Raw genomic sequence first — 14,438 nt, 5'->3', positions numbered from 1 at the left:
AACAGCAAGTGCAAGTGCACCGCAGAAGTAACCCATAGTTGATCTTACACGCATGGCCTCTAGTTCCCCTGATTATTGTTAACAGCCTTGGTGCCTTGTGCCTGGAGGAAGGTCCAAGGAAGCTTCAGGAAAGCACGGCCTCTTTTGAGAGTACAGAATATTTCAGCATTTCGCAGATAGGCACCGTCGATTGCTGCGATAGTTCTGACCTATTTGTCTTCGTCGGTTATGCGAGGCATCTTCCGACCGTCGGACGGAGCTTCACATGACCCTTATCTAGGGTCTCTGCTGGGCTGGAAAGGCGACGCGTACCGCTGATCTCTAGAAAAGAAATCTGCTTCGGCCGGCATTTTCAACCGAAAGATAGAAGTCTGGAACGGGAGGAAAACGTCGTCCTTTTTATAGAACTGAGGGTGCCGCACAATCGTGGGTGCCATCGGTGCTTCCGCCGCTGATCATGTTGGCCGAGGTTATCACTGGCCTGATCGGCGCCAGTGACGTCACTATTTTGAAAGAAATAATCTATGACAATTTGCTCCGAGGCTCGTGTGTCCCTCGACCGTTTCTGGTCAACAATCGAAGCTTCCGCCAAGATTGGCAAAGGCCGTCCGGGAGGCCTGTCGCGTCTGACGCTCACGGACTCAGATCGCGAGATGCGCGATCTATTTTGTGGCTGGTGCCGGGAGGCAGGCTTGAGCGTCGATATCGATGAACTCGGCTCAATCTTCGCAAGGCGCAATGGTACCAACAACGAACTGCCACCGATCCTGATCGGCAGCCATCTCGACACTCAGATTAACGGGGGGCGCTTCGACGGGATTGCCGGAGTGCTTGCCGGGCTCGAGCTTGTGCGCGCGCTTAACGATCTCGGGCATGTCACCAAAAGGCCCATTATCGTCGTTGACTGGACCAACGAGGAAGGCGCGAGGTTTTCTCCGCCGATGGTGGCCTCGGGCTGTTTTGTCGGGCAGTACGAACGCGACTGGGTCTACGACCTGATTGCCGACGATGGCCAACGTTTCGGCGATGTGCTTGAACGAATTGGCTATAAGGGCGACAAGCCTTGCCAGGCAGGAGAGATCGACGCCTATTTCGAGCTGCACATCGAGCAGGGACCGATCCTCGATGCGGAGCGGCGGGAGGTAGGGATCGTCACCGGCGCTTACCCGAGCCACGGCATCCGTGTTCGCTTCGAAGGCGAAACCGCCCACACCGGCCCAACCCCGATGGACCTGCGCCACAACGCGCTGATCGCCGGGGCGAGGTTTCTGACTGCAGTTGACGATATTGGTTGGGAGTTTGCGATCCACGACGGCAAGGCCACTGGATCGCGGCTTGCCGCTTGGCCGAACAAGCCGGGCATTCTGTCTGACACGGCCCAATGCGTCGCCGATGTACGCCACCCCGATCCTATAACCGCCAGGGTCATGGCTGAAAAGATGCGTCGTGCCGCCAAGGCCAGCGCCGCCATGGCCGGCTGTATCGCCGTGGTCGAGGACGAATGGAGCTGGGGAGGCGACATATTTGACGAGGAACTTATCAACAGCATCCGTGCTGAGGCAGTCCGTCAGTCCTATAGTTGGCGCGATATACGCTCTCAAGCGGGTCATGACGCCTATCACATGGCGACGCATTGCCCCAGCGCCATGATTTTTACACCCTGCAAGGGTGGGATCACCCACAACAACAATGAATCTTGCGAACCAGCAGATTTCCGCGCAGGGCTCAACATGCTTCTGCACGCCGTCGTTCAACGTGCGGATCGTTGATGCAGCTTTTCGACCACGCAGAGATCGAAGCACGGCTAGACTGGCCGGGGCTGATCGAGGAACTTCGAGCGAATTTCTCCGCCGCCAGAACGGTTGCACCGGCGCGTCAGGTGCTTGAGATGGACCTGCCGGATGGCGAAAAAGCCTCACTTCTGATTATGCCTGCCTGGGAGAGTGGCAGAGCGATTGGGGTCAAGGTCGTTACCTTTTTTCCTGGCAATGCAACACACGGCAAGGCGACTATCAGCGCCGGCATGCTGATGTTCGACGGGGCTGACGGTAGATTTACGGCAGCGCTAGATGGGGATGCGCTCACCGCGCGGCGCACCGCGGCGGCCTCGGCGCTGGCAGCGGATTATCTGGCCCGGGAAGACGTCCAAACCTTATTGGTTGTCGGGACCGGTCAGCTAGCACTCTCGGTGGCCCACGCCCACGCGAGTGTACGCACCTACACTCGCGTGCTGATTTGGGGACGAAGCGTGGAAAAGGCTAGGTCCCTGGCGGCTACGCTCGTTATGAGGGGCCTTCCAGCGGAAACGTGTGAGGATATAGAGTCCGGGTGTCGCTTAGCGGATGTGGTAAGTTCGGTCACAGCCTCAACAACGCCGATGATCCGCGGCGCCTGGCTGCGGGAGGCATCGCACCTCGATCTCATAGGCGCATTTAAGCCCGACATGCGCGAAAGTGATACGGCTGCGATCACTGGGGCGCGAGTGTTCGTCGACGGGCGCGCAGGGGCTGTTCTGGCGGGCGATCTGGCGCAACCGATCGCCGAGGGCGCATTCTTCGCAGAAGATATTGTGGCGGATCTGACGGAGCTTGCGCGGGGCCACCCGGGCCGCCTGAACGAGATCGGGCGGACCGTCTTCAAATCCACCGGCCTTTCGCAAGAAGACCTAGCCGCCGCGATGAAGGTTATACGACGTTGATGGGCGCTCGATGATGCGATTCTGGGTGCCACACCTTCAGGTCATCTCGGGATAAAGGCCCAGAAGCTCATCAATCAGATCGGCAAATTTTTGTTCCGGAGGGGTCAGCGAGCTCAAGTTGGAAGAGATGAGGTAGACATCCGCGCCGAGCGGCTCATCGAACAGCCGCAACGGCCACAGTCGCCCCTGGGCCACATCATCGTGGGCGGTGAGAACGGGCAATAGGCCTATGCCCAGACCCGATATCAGCATGCGGCGCACCTCGTCGAGCTCGTGGCTCCATCCGCTAACTCGGCGTCCGAGACCAAGGCCTTCTCGTAGAAAGATCATCGGCTCGAATCCGCTCCCATCAGTGGCGCAATCGAAGGCGATGAAGGGCTCTTGTTGAAGCCTTCGGACATTTACCTCCTGAACTCCGAATAGAGGGTGTTCGGCACCACAAAATATGCCAAAATCCTCTCGAAATAAGTGGCGGCATCGCAGCGTCGGCATTTTTTTTGTCAAAAGACAGATGCCGATGCCAGCCTTGTCCATCGAGATCTGTCGCACGATTTCGAGCGACGTCTTGATGTCAATGCGCCATGTGACAGATGGGTATCTCTGGTGATAGAGCCGAAGTGCTTCGTCCACGAGAGTGGACTGTAGCCGGGTAACCATGCTGAGCTTTAACTCTCCGAATTCGTCATCGCTCCCGTCGAGAGAGAGGGTGCCGATTCGGTCAACACACCGGGACATCTCGGAACATTCCTGGTAAATCTGTTCGCCGCGCAATGTCAGCGCAAAATGGCGAGGGTCACGGAAGACGAGCTTACAGTCGAGTTGATCTTCTAGTTTTTGCAGCGCAAGGCTGACGGATGGCTGACTCATTCGAAGACGTTTCGCGGCGCCGGTGATGCTCCTCTCTTCAGCGATGATGCAAAAACTGCGCAGAAGGTTCCAGCTCAGCTCGTTCGTCCCCATGTGGTATGCTCCGCAAAATACGTCCGACTTCGTTGAGTTTGCAGGTTTGTTCGCCTCGATTGCACAATAAGATAGCCTGTGCAAAGCTTTCAATTCTCCAGCAGCCGCGTGAACGGGGACCCTAAGCCATGTGGCGCGCCCGCCTAGCCGGCCGGCGTGGAGCGAATGACGTGTCCAACCCGCATAGATAGATCTTTTCACAATGCAATGTCAGCGCAAATCGCGGAACACTAGCTTGCTGCCGGGTTGATCTTCGAGCGTTACATCGCAAAGGCTCACCGATGGAAGACTCGTCTGAACACACGGCGCGATTGAGCCCGGCGCTAGGAGCAGCGCTACGAACCATCATCTGCGATCTGGAACTCGACCACGGCCTCTCTTGCTGGGTCGAACGCTGCCGATCTTTGAGCTGAACTAGGAAAGATCGATGCTCACCTCCGATGAGGCCGGACCCGCAAACTGACCATTTCATTCTCCAAATGCCGAAGGCTCATCGTTCCTAACAGATCAGTTTAATTTATCTATTTCTATCATCAGATAATGATTGTTGACTCCACGGATGCTCGTTGTAAAGGGATGCATCTGCGGGGCTCATAGGAAGATGAATCGAATGGTCGCTCCTGAATTCAAAGTGGTGCTGGGCGTGATTGGAGCGGACTGTCATGCAGTCGGCAACAAGATCATCATGAGCGTGCTCGGGCAGCACGGCGTCGATGTGGTGAACCTCGGTGTGATGGTTAGCCAGGATGAGTTCATAGATGCGGCTATCGAGACCGGTGCCGATGCGATCCTGGTCTCCTCGATCTACGGCCACGGCGAAATCGACTGCATGGGATTTCGTGACCGTTGTGTTGAGCGCGGCCTGGGCGACATCGTTCTCTACGTTGGTGGCAACCTTATTATTGGAAAGCGTGATTTCTCCGCCATCGAAGAGCTCTTCAAGGCCATGGGCTTCGATAGGGTGTTCAAGCCCAGCGTTGATCTAGCGACGGTTGCAGAGATGCTTAAGGGCGACATCACGCGCGGTCGGAGGCAGGCGCAGCTGGTCGGAGTTTCCGAGCTCCGACAAGTCGGATGAGGCTCCTGTCGATCGATATCGGTTCTACGTGGACCAAAGGTGCAACCTTTGTGCTATCGAGTCGGAACGACTTGCGGGTTGTAAAGCGCGCAGCTCGTCCGACAACGGTGGACGACCTCTCTCGCGGCTTCAACGCCGTCTATGACGCGTTGTCTGCGGATGGAAAGCCCGATCAGATATTCTATTCGTCGTCGGCTAAGGGCGGCTTGGCTATCGCCGCAATTGGCATCGTGCCCGATCTCACGGCAGAGATGGCTAAGCTGACGGCATACTCGGCTGGAGCGAAGATCACACATAGTTTCGCCTACGCGCTTAGCACCGCCGACATTGCCGCGCTTGGCAATTCCAACTCGGACATCATCCTGCTCGCAGGCGGAGCCGATGGCGGCAACACGCACTATCCAGTGGAAAATGCGCGAAAGCTTGCCAAAGCTAACTTGGCGGCGACCATTGTCTTTGCAGGGAACCGCGCCGTCCGCGACGAGGTGGAACGCATCTTGGATGGCCGCGACCTGGTTTGCGTTGAAAACGTACTGCCGGACTTGGAAAACCCCAATCCCGAGCCGGCCCGCACTGCGATCCGGGAGCTCTTTCTCAAAAGGATAACGACGGGCAAGGGCCTCGATCGGATTGTCACTTCTACAGGTAAAGAACCCTGGCCCACGCCTTATGCCCTATTCGAATACTGCCGCTACATCGCCGAGTTCGCTCCGGAATTCGGTGAGTTCGTGATGGTCGACATGGGTGGTGCTACTACCGATGTGTATTCGGTGCACGAGGAGAAAAATCTGGCAGGCACGGTGCGTCGTGGACTGCCTGAAGCCAAAGTGAAGCGTACGGTGGAGGGCGACCTCGGCATGCGCGTGTCTGCCCGCTCGGCAGCGGTGGCCGCGCGAAAGCTTGATACGTCAGAAAGCCTCGGTGCCGATCCAGCCTTTTCGAGCTTTGTCGACAGGGTATCGAGAGCTCCCGAAACACTGGCCAGTAACCCTGAGGAGCGGAGGTTTGATGGGGTGCTTGCCAGCGCGAACCTGGTGCAGTCGGTGGCGCGTCATTCAGGCCGGGCTCATGAGGTCTGTACCGCAGAAGGGTTGGTCACCGTCCAGGTTGGGCGTGACCTTACAGAGGTTCCGCAGATCATCGGAACCGGCGGATATCTCTCCGCGACCGCCAACTTTCGGCCGCGAGACAGCCTCTCTTCGCTGGGCACCGACGAATATGGGAAACGCGTTCTGGCGCCGCTTCGAGCGAGGTACCTCCGTGATCCGGAATATCTTCTGCCGCTTCTCGCAAACGTCGCCGCCGCCCATCCTGCGGCTGCGGTCCGCGCAGGGCTTGAGGCGTTGGTCGAAAACCATTGATATCGAAAACCTCCCCGGCGGTTCCCTTCATGACACTTCCTGCTGGCACCACGATCGAAAACAAGAAGCTCGATCGATCGACGTATGAATCAGAGCGGTGTGGTGTGCTTCGATCTTGGCCAACGGGCCACGATGTCAATTTCGCCGCGGCCATCCAGCGTCATCAGGAAATGGCGGACTCGAAGAAGTTCTCGATCTCCCTGGCGCGAGCGGAAGCCAGCGGCAAGACCCTGTTGCAGCCGCGCGCCGGCGTGGCCCTGCTGCTCGAACATATTCGGCTACTGCAAGACCTTTCTCCCTTTTGCGATGTCCTCCCGACCACGGTTGATGCTTACACACGACACAACCGCTATCACGAGGCGGAGAAGGGCATCGAGCGATCCAGAGCTGCAGGCACATCCCTCTTGAACGGATTCCCTCCGGTCAATCACGGTGTCGCCGGCTGCCAACGCCTAGTCGACAATCTCGAAAAGCCCGTTCAAGTCCGTCATGGCACGCCCGATGCCCGGTTGCTGGCGGAGATCACGCTAGCTGCGGGATTCTCCAGCTTCGAGGGCGGTGGGATCTCCTACAACATCCCGTACTCGAAGAGCGTGCCGTTGGAGAGGTCGATCCGCCACTGGCAATACTGCGATCGCCTGGTCGGCCTGTACGAAGAGGAAGGCATCAGGATCAACAGGGAGCCGTTCGGTCCCCTCACCGGCACGCTCGTGCCGCCCTTCGTCTCCCATACGGTCGCATTGATCGAGGGACTGCTGGCGCTGGAACAGGGGGTGAAGTGCATCACGCTAGGATACGGCCAGGCAGGCAATCTTGCGCAAGACATCGCCGCCATCCGATCCTTGCGGAGGCTCGCCAAGCACTACTTCGAAGAATTTGGTTATCAGGATTACGCGCTCTCTACGGTGTTCCACCAGTGGATGGGTGGCTTTCCTGAAAGCGAAGCGCAGGCCTATTCGGTAATTGCGCTGGGCTCGGCAGCCGCAAAGTTCGCCGGGGCGACTAAGATCATTGTGAAGACACCTCATGAAGCCGCCGGCGTGCCGACCATGGACGCCAACCGTTCTGGCCTGCAGGCGACGGCACAGATGATCAACATGGTCGGGGATCAAAGGCCGCTGGAGACTGATGAGATCACGCAGGAAATAGAAATTATCGAGCGAGAAGTGCATGCGGTGATGCGTAAAGTCATCGAACTCGGCAATGGCGATGTGGCGCGCGGTGCCGTCCTGGCGTTCGAAGCCGGCGTCATGGATATCCCGTTCGCGCCGGCCAGCATCAACGCCGGACGAATGACTCCCATCCGCGACAATAACGGTGCGATCCGGGTTTTCAGCAAGGGTGACATTCCGCTCCCGGAAGATGTCGTCGCGTTCCACAAGGACAAGATCGCAGAGCGCGCTGCGGTCGAAGGCCGCCAGGCCTCATTTCAAATGGTAGTGGACGATGTCCGCGCCATCTCGTCGAGCAATTTGATCGGTCGCCCGTAGCCGGCACACACGCTACACAAAGTGAAGAGCACTCGCATGAAGATCACGGAAGCATTGTTCACGCCGGCCTTGTCCTCGTTCTATTTCGACGATCAGGCGGCAATCAAGGCGGGTGCAGAACAGGACGGCTTCACCTATGTCGGCAAAGCCAAGACACCTGGCTTTGATAGAATCAGGCAATCAGGCGAAGCGGTCAGCGTCCTTCTGAAGCTCAAGAACGGCCTTTGGGCTGAAGGCGATTGCGCTGCCGTGCAGTATTCAGGTGCCGGCGGGCGCGATCCCCTTTTCACGGCCGCTGGCTACATTCCTTGGATGCAAGAAGTGTTGCGGCCGCTCCTCATCGGACGGGATGTCGCGGAGTTCATGGGCAACGCCCGCTATTTTGACCGGCTCGAGCAAGATGGCAATCGGATCCATACCGCCATCCGGTACGGGTTGTCGCAGGCCCTTCTGGATGCCACCGCCAAGGCATCGGGACGGCTCAAAGTTGAGGTGGTGTGTGACGAATACGGCCTTCCTATCGAGTTGAAGCCGCTCGCCCTCTTCGGCCAAAGCGGCGACGACCGTTACAACGCCGTCGACAAGATGGTCATGAAGGGTGTCGACGCGCTGCCCCACGGCCTGATCAACAACGTCGCCAGCAAGCTTGGGCGCAACGGAGGCAAGCTTCAGGAGTACATGACCTGGCTAACGCAACGTATCCTGCAATTGCGGAGCGATGCCAGCTATTCACCTGTTCTGCACGTCGATGTCTACGGAACGATCGGCATGATCTTCGCAAACGACCACGGCAAGATCTCGGCCTATCTCGCGGGGCTGGGCGAGCGTGTTTCGCCCTTCGAGCTTTATATCGAGGGCCCGGTCGACGCGGGCAGCAAACCTCGTCAAATTGCGCTGCTGAAGGAAATCCGCGAGGCTCTTCGAGCCCGTTCGAGTTCGGTCAAGATCGTTGCAGACGAATGGTGCAACACCTACCAGGACATCGTTGAGTTCGTCGATGCCGAGTGCTGCGATATGGTTCAGATCAAGACACCGGACCTCGGCAGCATCCATAACACGGTGGAGGCGGTGCTTTATTGCCGGGAACATGGGGTAGAGGCCTATCAAGGCGGTACCTGCAACGAGACCGATGTCTCTGCAAGGACCTGTCTGCATGTCGCGCAGGCGACGCGGCCGCAGCGTGTCCTTGTCAAACCAGGCATGGGCTTCGATGAAGGCATGACCATCGTTGCCAACGAGATGCGGCGCAACTTGGCAATCCTCCAGGCGAAGAACGCGAGCGTAAGTGTGATGACATGAATTCGAGCACAGAGCGGGCTGGTTCGGGCACCTGGCGCAAAATCAAGGTGCTCTCGCCGACAGCAATTCTTGGCTACGGCTTTCCGGAAGCGTCTTTCGAAGCCGGCCTCGCCCAGGATCCAGATGTTATTGCGGTCGATGCCGGATCAAGCGATCCGGGCCCATATTATCTGGGAGCAGGAGTTTGCTTCACGGATCGCGCCGCGGTCAAGCGCGATTTGCGCTTGATGCTGCGCGCCGCGAGGAGGCGCGAGATCCCGTTGTTAATCGGTAGCGCCGGCGGTTGCGGAGCTCGTCCCCATCTCAATTGGACCCTTGATATCGTTCGCGAAGTCGCGCGGGAGGATCGACTTCAAGGATGCCTTGCAGCGATTCCGGCCGACATCGAAAAAGCAGCCCTTTGCGCGGCTCTCACTCGTGGTCATGTCGATACGCTTCCAGGAGTGCCCACGGCCACTCACGAGACAATCAACGCCAGCACGCACATCGTGGCGCAGATGGGCGAGGAACCGCTCCTGGATGCCCTTGCGCGCGGCGCGGATGTGATCGTGGCCGGACGTTGCTACGATCCAGCTGTCTTTGCCGCAGTGCCAATCGCGCGCGGCTTCGACCGCGGGCTAGCGCTGCATATGGGCAAGATTCTCGAATGTGCAGCTATCGCCGCGACACCGGGCAGTGGCAGCGACTGCATGCTTGGCACGTTGTCAGAAAACAGCTTCACTGTTCAGGCGCTTTCTCCAACTCGCCGGTGCACCGTAGCATCGGTTGCAGCGCACACGCTTTATGAAAAGAGCGATCCTTACCACCTGCCCGGTCCTGGCGGCGCGCTAGACCTAACACAAACGCGTTTCGAGCAACTCGACGAGCAACGCGTGCGCGTCTCCGGCAGCCGTTTCTCGCCATCGCGCCCGTATAGAGTGAAGCTCGAGGGTGCCGCGCCAGCCGGGTTCCGCACGGTCTCCATCGCTGGTGCCCGAGATCCCATCTTCATTGCCCAAGTCGGTACGATCATCGAAGGGGTTCGCCGTCGCGTGGCCGACAACTTTTCTCACGTCCCGGATAGCGCCTATCAGCTGATGGTCCGCGTTTATGGCAGGGATGGGGTTATGGGCGACCTCGAGCCGCAGAGGACAATCACCTCACATGAAATCTGCCTTGTGATTGAGGCGGTGGGTGAGACGCAGGGTCTTGCCGACACGATCTGTGGCTTCGCCCGGGCAACGATGCTGCATTTCGGTTATCCCGGCCGCATCTCGACGGCTGGCAATCTGGCCTTTCCCTACTCGCCTTCGGACTTCAAGGTCGGACAGATCTACGAATTCAGCCTCTATCATTTGCTGGAGATGGACGATCCCCTCAGTCTGTTTTCCACTATCGAGATCTCCGAGCTGCAAGGCCCGCTGCCATGAAGGGCACCCTCGCGGATGCCGCCCTTGTTGTGAGGAGCAAGAACGCTGGGCCGTTCGAGCTAACGCTCGATATCATCTTCAAGGAACGTAGTGCATTTGAACACGCCCGCGACACGCAACTGATCAACAGGAGCTTGATCAGTCGCCTCTATGGGGTTCCGGCGGGAGATGTCCTCGATATCGTGGCCTTCGAACCGGCGAATGCCATCAAGGCCACGATCAAGCGCCGCCGCCCATCCGCAGCCATTGGCGAAACCGACGTCTACGGGGCGCAGCAACACGCGCCCTTGCTCGACGTCCCCTTCGATCCGGAGGGATAGACTGTGATGACCGAGATTTGGGAAGCCGACTTCGTCGACAGCGTTGCCGAGGCGCTGCAATTCATCTCCTGCTATCACCCTCCCGACTTCGTTCGCAACTTGGCGGCCGCCTACGAGCGCGAGGAAAGCGCGCCGGCAAAACAGGCGATCGGGCAGATCCTGGTGAATTCGCGGATGTGCGCGATTGGGAAGCGCCCCATTTGCCAGGACACTGGTACGGCCAATGTCTTCGTCAAGATCGGCACAGGGGCCCGAATTCTCACCAATCGGTCCCTGCAAGATCTCGTAGACGAGGCGGTGCGGCGTGCTTGGAGGGCCAATGACAATCCGCTCCGCGCCTCGATGGTACGTGACCCGCTGTTTGGGCGCCTGAATAGTGGAGACAACACACCTGCGATGGTGAGCGTTGAGCTGGTCGCAGGAGCCGGCATGGCGGTCGACGTTTCTGCAAAGGGCGGCGGCTCGGAGAACAAGACCAAGTTCACAGTCCTCGAGCCTGCGGACTCCATCACGGACTGGATCGTGCGAACCGTGGAGACTCTAGGGGCAGGATGGTGCCCCCCGGGCATCCTCGGGATCGGTGTCGGCGGGAGTGTCGACAAGGCGATGGCGATGGCCAAGGAATCCTTGCACGAGCCATTAGACATGCTCGATCTCAAGCGCCGCGGCCCGTCATCGCGGATTGAGGAAGTGCGGTTGGAGATTTTCGAGCGAGTGAACGCCCTCGGTATCGGCGCGCAGGGGCTTGGGGGCGTCACGACGGTCCTAGATGTGAAACTGCGCTGTTTTCCGACCCATGCCGCGTCGCTGCCTGTCGCTCTTATTCCGAACTGCGCAGCGACTCGGCATATTCATTTCGAGCTGGATGGATCCGGACCGGCGCTCTTTGATGTCCCAAGCATCAATGACTGGCCCGAAATCGTGGTCGAGCAAAGCGCGGCAGGAGTACGCCGTGTGAATCTCGATCGCCTTGAGGGTACCGAGATCGAAAGCTGGCGCCCCGGTGAAACGCTGCTTCTATCCGGCGCGCTGTTTACGGGCCGCGATGCCGCCCACAAGCGGATGGTGGAGACGCTGCGCGCCGGCGAGCCGCTGCCGGTGGATCTCAGGGGGCGGGCGATTTACTATGTCGGCCCGGTCGATCCGGTTGATGGTGAGGTTATCGGCCCCGCCGGCCCAACGACGGCGACGCGCATTGATCGCTTCGTCGAGGAGATTCTGTCCGGAACTGGATTGCAGGTAATGATCGGCAAGGCGGAGCGGGGTCCTGAAGCCATAGAGGCAATCGCCAGACACAAAGCGGCCTACTTGATCGCTGTCGGGGGCGCAGCCTACCTTGTCTCAAAAGCTGTCCGCTCAGCTGAGATTGTCGCCTATGCCGATCTCGGCATGGAAGCCATCTACCGGCTGAATGTGGAGGATATGCCGGTCACGGTTGCAGTCGACAGTCGCGGAACTTCAATCCACACGATCGGTCCAAGGAAATGGCGCGACGCAGCATCTGGTTTGGGCAGGCAGGCTGGCGGCTAAGTTAGCTCCCTCCAGCTTTCTTTTTTTCGAGCATTCCAAAGAGACGTCGCATCAAAGCAGGACCTTGATCGCGCACAAACGCTTTGAAACTCTGAGCCGCAGGACTGAGTTTCTTGCGCTTCAGGTGCAACACGAACCACTCGCGCATCGTCGGCATGCCGTCTGCGGCAAGTATAGCCAGCTTCTTGGCTTGGAGTTCGAGTGCCACCGTATGAGCCGATATGAAGGCGATGCCCATATCGGCCATGATGGCCTGTTTTATGTTTTCATTACTGTCCATCATCGATGCGTTGGGCAACTGCAGCCTTTCGCTGAGAAAGTAGTTTTCGTGGACCATTCGGGTCCCGGAGCCCTCTTCACGCACAAAGAAGGGCTGATGTGACAACTCGCGCCGCGATATCAATTTTCGCTTTGCCAACGCATTGAGGGGGTGCCCTATCAGCACGTATGGATGTTTCGCAAAGGGCAGGGCCTCGACTTCCAGCCGTTGCGGTGGCCGTCCCATCAGGGCGATGTCGATCTGATTGGCCTCCAACCGCTTGATGACGCCCTCTCTGTTGGCGATGATCGATTCGATGAGGACATCGGGATGCCGCCGCCGGAACTCCTGCAGCAAATGGGGACCAAAGTTTCGGGAAGTCGTAACCATGGCGACGCGCACCAAGCCGTTCAATCGCCCTTGCAAGGCGCTGAGCACACCCTGGGCCTCATGCAATGCCTCGGTCATGCGCTCCGCATACGGGATAAGCGCCGTCGCGGCTGCCGTCAGTTGTATCGAGCGACCATCCTTCTCGAAGAGAGTAGAGCCGAGCGCCTCGGACAATTTGGCCATCTGCATGGAGACCGCTGGAGGGGAAAGCTCGAGTTGAGCAGCAGCCCGCCAAAAACTTCTGTGTTCCACTGCTGCCAGGAAAATCTGAAGCTGACGGAGCGTTACTTTCTCAGTCGTATCAACCATTTAAGGCACTCACTGTCCGCGATTGACACTCCCAAGGCGCCGCAGCTTTACAAGATTGTCATTGTTGTGCGAACCTTCACAAAGAGTTATCAATAGCATATCTAAAACTCGGATACCTAGACTTCACCCGTGTCAGCGGGCGCCTTCGGTCGGAAAGAGAACTGTTCCCGCTGACACGCTAAGCCGCTGCTTCGGGGGTCGATGCCAGAATGCGTGTACTGCCTCAGCGCGCCGACGGGAGCAGTAGCGTGGCCTTGCGACCCTCCGCGGCAGCGATAGCCCCGCGCTCAAGCCTGATCTTCTTCGCCACCTGGCTTTGGATGTAGGCCTGGGCGGCATCAATGGCTGCTTGCTTGCGTTGTAGCTCTTCCTCTCGGGCCGCGATGGAGGCGTTTTGCGCCAGACGTCGCTCGGTCTTGGCGGGTAGTGGCAATCAGGGGAGCCGCGAGCGATTCGTTCAGCTTGATGTCGGCCTTGCAGCTTGGGCAAGCTGATTGTCGGGATGACGGCCGCCGTTTTGGTCGCATGAAGAAGACGGCCATCGTCGCGCTGGCGCGCAAGCTGTTGGTGGCGCTTTGGAAGTATGTCGCCTCTGGGGTCATCATTGACGGCGCCATACCACCAAGGTCTCATGAGCCATGGTGGTTCCAGGCCGACGACCGAGAGAATCTTCGGCGAGATGCCGTCTCGTCTCATAGAATGGTTTTGTCGACCTAAGCCCTGCCCGCCGGAAGCGGGATGTTGGTGCAGCCGAAATAAAACGGCGACCGTATGTGAGGTGGATGAGGCTCGGCAAAACGAGCCGTGTCACACAGTCGGGCTTGGAACCTGGAACCGATACTTTGGGGATGACTGACATAGATGCTCCCATGTGAGGATTCTCCGCATGATTCATGCTGAAAATGAGCGATCAACCGCCTGCACGCTACGTGGGGATGCCTACGCGCTTACACAGCACCACGCCGCCATGCAAAATCATCAAATGTGAGTCAGACCCCCGTTTGGACAAAAATCACCCCTCAAACAGGGTCCTCATTCGATGAAAAATCACAGATGACTGTTAGAGGAACATCTGCCCCACCGGTTAGGTGGGGTATAGCGGGAATCTCTCCGCCAGCGTCAACACTCGTCCGGCAATGTCTACGTCGATTTCCAGCCCTTGGCTTGGATTCGCTGCAAGTCGATCTAAAACGTTGGCAATGATCTCTGCTAGTGCAGATGCTTCCGGATCTGCCATTCCACGAGCTGCAATTGCGGACGTTCCCATCCGGAGCCCCGAGGTGACATTCGGTGATTGGCTGTCTTGCGGCACGAGATTGCGGTTCGTTGTCACGC

Annotated in this window: 12 protein-coding genes and 1 pseudogene; 9 read left to right on the top strand and 4 right to left on the bottom strand. The window is 58.4% G+C overall.

What is annotated here, in order from left to right; translation table 11 throughout:
- Positions 1 to 524 precede the first annotated feature (524 nt).
- Both NKJ17_RS32625 and lhpI read left to right on the top strand, forming a co-directional pair.
- Positions 525 to 1,769 carry a Zn-dependent hydrolase gene (locus tag NKJ17_RS32625; protein WP_352691817.1) on the top strand — a complete coding sequence of 415 codons (1,245 nt, stop codon included), beginning with the start codon at positions 525 to 527 and terminating at the stop codon, positions 1,767 to 1,769.
- A complete protein-coding gene (gene lhpI / locus NKJ17_RS32620; protein ID WP_352691816.1) occupies positions 1,769 to 2,698 on the top strand; it encodes a bifunctional Delta(1)-pyrroline-2-carboxylate/Delta(1)-piperideine-2-carboxylate reductase in 930 nt (309 codons plus the stop codon). The genes NKJ17_RS32625 and lhpI overlap by 1 nt, the downstream gene beginning before the upstream one ends.
- A gap of 36 nt (positions 2,699 to 2,734) precedes the next feature.
- Here lhpI and NKJ17_RS32615 read toward each other — a convergent pair whose 3' ends face one another.
- A complete protein-coding gene (locus NKJ17_RS32615) occupies positions 2,735 to 3,658 on the bottom strand; it encodes a LysR family transcriptional regulator (RefSeq protein ID WP_352691814.1) in 924 nt (307 codons plus the stop codon).
- A 610-nt stretch (positions 3,659 to 4,268) separates the two neighbouring features.
- On the opposite strand from NKJ17_RS32615, the gene glmS reads away from it, so the two are divergent.
- The 7 genes from glmS to NKJ17_RS32580 are packed head-to-tail and all read left to right on the top strand — an operon-like array spanning position 4,269 to position 12,145.
- Entirely contained in the window at positions 4,269 to 4,736 is a 468-nt protein-coding gene (glmS, locus tag NKJ17_RS32610) for a methylaspartate mutase subunit S (RefSeq protein WP_352691813.1), read from the top strand.
- Positions 4,733 to 6,097 carry a glutamate mutase L gene (locus NKJ17_RS32605; protein ID WP_352691812.1) on the top strand — a complete coding sequence of 455 codons (1,365 nt, stop codon included), beginning with the start codon at positions 4,733 to 4,735 and terminating at the stop codon, positions 6,095 to 6,097. Before glmS ends, NKJ17_RS32605 begins: the two co-directional genes overlap by 4 nt.
- A 29-nt stretch (positions 6,098 to 6,126) precedes the next feature.
- Positions 6,127 to 7,587 (top strand): methylaspartate mutase subunit E, encoded by a 1,461-nt coding sequence (locus NKJ17_RS32600; RefSeq protein ID WP_352691811.1) that lies wholly within the window; start codon positions 6,127 to 6,129, stop codon positions 7,585 to 7,587.
- Between the two features lie 36 nt (positions 7,588 to 7,623).
- Complete coding sequence (locus tag NKJ17_RS32595) at positions 7,624 to 8,886, top strand: methylaspartate ammonia-lyase (RefSeq protein ID WP_352691810.1); 1,263 nt, start codon at positions 7,624 to 7,626, stop codon at positions 8,884 to 8,886.
- Positions 8,883 to 10,295, top strand: a complete 1,413-nt coding sequence (locus tag NKJ17_RS32590) for an acyclic terpene utilization AtuA family protein (protein ID WP_352691809.1) — start codon at positions 8,883 to 8,885, stop codon at positions 10,293 to 10,295. Before NKJ17_RS32595 ends, NKJ17_RS32590 begins: the two co-directional genes overlap by 4 nt.
- Entirely contained in the window at positions 10,292 to 10,615 is a 324-nt protein-coding gene (locus NKJ17_RS32585) for a DUF4387 domain-containing protein (RefSeq protein ID WP_352691807.1), read from the top strand. The genes NKJ17_RS32590 and NKJ17_RS32585 overlap by 4 nt, the downstream gene beginning before the upstream one ends.
- Positions 10,616 to 10,621: 6 nt before the next feature.
- Positions 10,622 to 12,145: a fumarate hydratase gene (locus tag NKJ17_RS32580; RefSeq protein WP_352691806.1), complete on the top strand. Its 1,524-nt coding sequence runs from the start codon at positions 10,622 to 10,624 to the stop codon at positions 12,143 to 12,145.
- Between the two features lies 1 nt (position 12,146).
- On the opposite strand, the gene NKJ17_RS32575 is transcribed toward NKJ17_RS32580, so the two are convergent.
- The 3 genes and pseudogenes from NKJ17_RS32575 to glyA form a co-directional block, all read right to left on the bottom strand.
- Positions 12,147 to 13,103, bottom strand: coding sequence for a LysR family transcriptional regulator (locus tag NKJ17_RS32575; protein WP_352691804.1), 957 nt, complete (start codon positions 13,101 to 13,103; stop codon positions 12,147 to 12,149).
- Between the two features lie 223 nt (positions 13,104 to 13,326).
- The gene (locus tag NKJ17_RS32570; RefSeq protein WP_352691803.1) at positions 13,327 to 13,536 is read right to left on the bottom strand and encodes a hypothetical protein; all 210 of its coding nucleotides are present in this window, start codon (positions 13,534 to 13,536) and stop codon (positions 13,327 to 13,329) included.
- A gap of 651 nt (positions 13,537 to 14,187) precedes the next feature.
- Positions 14,188 to 14,438, bottom strand: a pseudogene (gene glyA, locus NKJ17_RS32565) (serine hydroxymethyltransferase); the annotation flags it as partial.

The organism is Mesorhizobium sp. M0208 (genome assembly GCF_040322015.1).
Taxonomy (GTDB): domain Bacteria; phylum Pseudomonadota; class Alphaproteobacteria; order Rhizobiales; family Rhizobiaceae; genus Mesorhizobium.
Note: the sequence above shows the minus strand (reverse complement) of the source record. Positions and strands in the feature narration are given on the sequence as shown.

Coding starts and splice junctions, on each gene's coding strand:
- NKJ17_RS32625 (WP_352691817.1), top strand. CDS start 525: ATGACAATTTGCTCCGAGGCTCGTGTGTCCCTCGACCGTTTCTGGTCA.
- lhpI (WP_352691816.1), top strand. CDS start 1,769: ATGCAGCTTTTCGACCACGCAGAGATCGAAGCACGGCTAGACTGGCCG.
- NKJ17_RS32615 (WP_352691814.1), bottom strand. CDS start 3,658: ATGGGGACGAACGAGCTGAGCTGGAACCTTCTGCGCAGTTTTTGCATC.
- glmS (WP_352691813.1), top strand. CDS start 4,269: ATGGTCGCTCCTGAATTCAAAGTGGTGCTGGGCGTGATTGGAGCGGAC.
- NKJ17_RS32605 (WP_352691812.1), top strand. CDS start 4,733: ATGAGGCTCCTGTCGATCGATATCGGTTCTACGTGGACCAAAGGTGCA.
- NKJ17_RS32600 (WP_352691811.1), top strand. CDS start 6,127: ATGACACTTCCTGCTGGCACCACGATCGAAAACAAGAAGCTCGATCGA.
- NKJ17_RS32595 (WP_352691810.1), top strand. CDS start 7,624: ATGAAGATCACGGAAGCATTGTTCACGCCGGCCTTGTCCTCGTTCTAT.
- NKJ17_RS32590 (WP_352691809.1), top strand. CDS start 8,883: ATGAATTCGAGCACAGAGCGGGCTGGTTCGGGCACCTGGCGCAAAATC.
- NKJ17_RS32585 (WP_352691807.1), top strand. CDS start 10,292: ATGAAGGGCACCCTCGCGGATGCCGCCCTTGTTGTGAGGAGCAAGAAC.
- NKJ17_RS32580 (WP_352691806.1), top strand. CDS start 10,622: ATGACCGAGATTTGGGAAGCCGACTTCGTCGACAGCGTTGCCGAGGCG.
- NKJ17_RS32575 (WP_352691804.1), bottom strand. CDS start 13,103: ATGGTTGATACGACTGAGAAAGTAACGCTCCGTCAGCTTCAGATTTTC.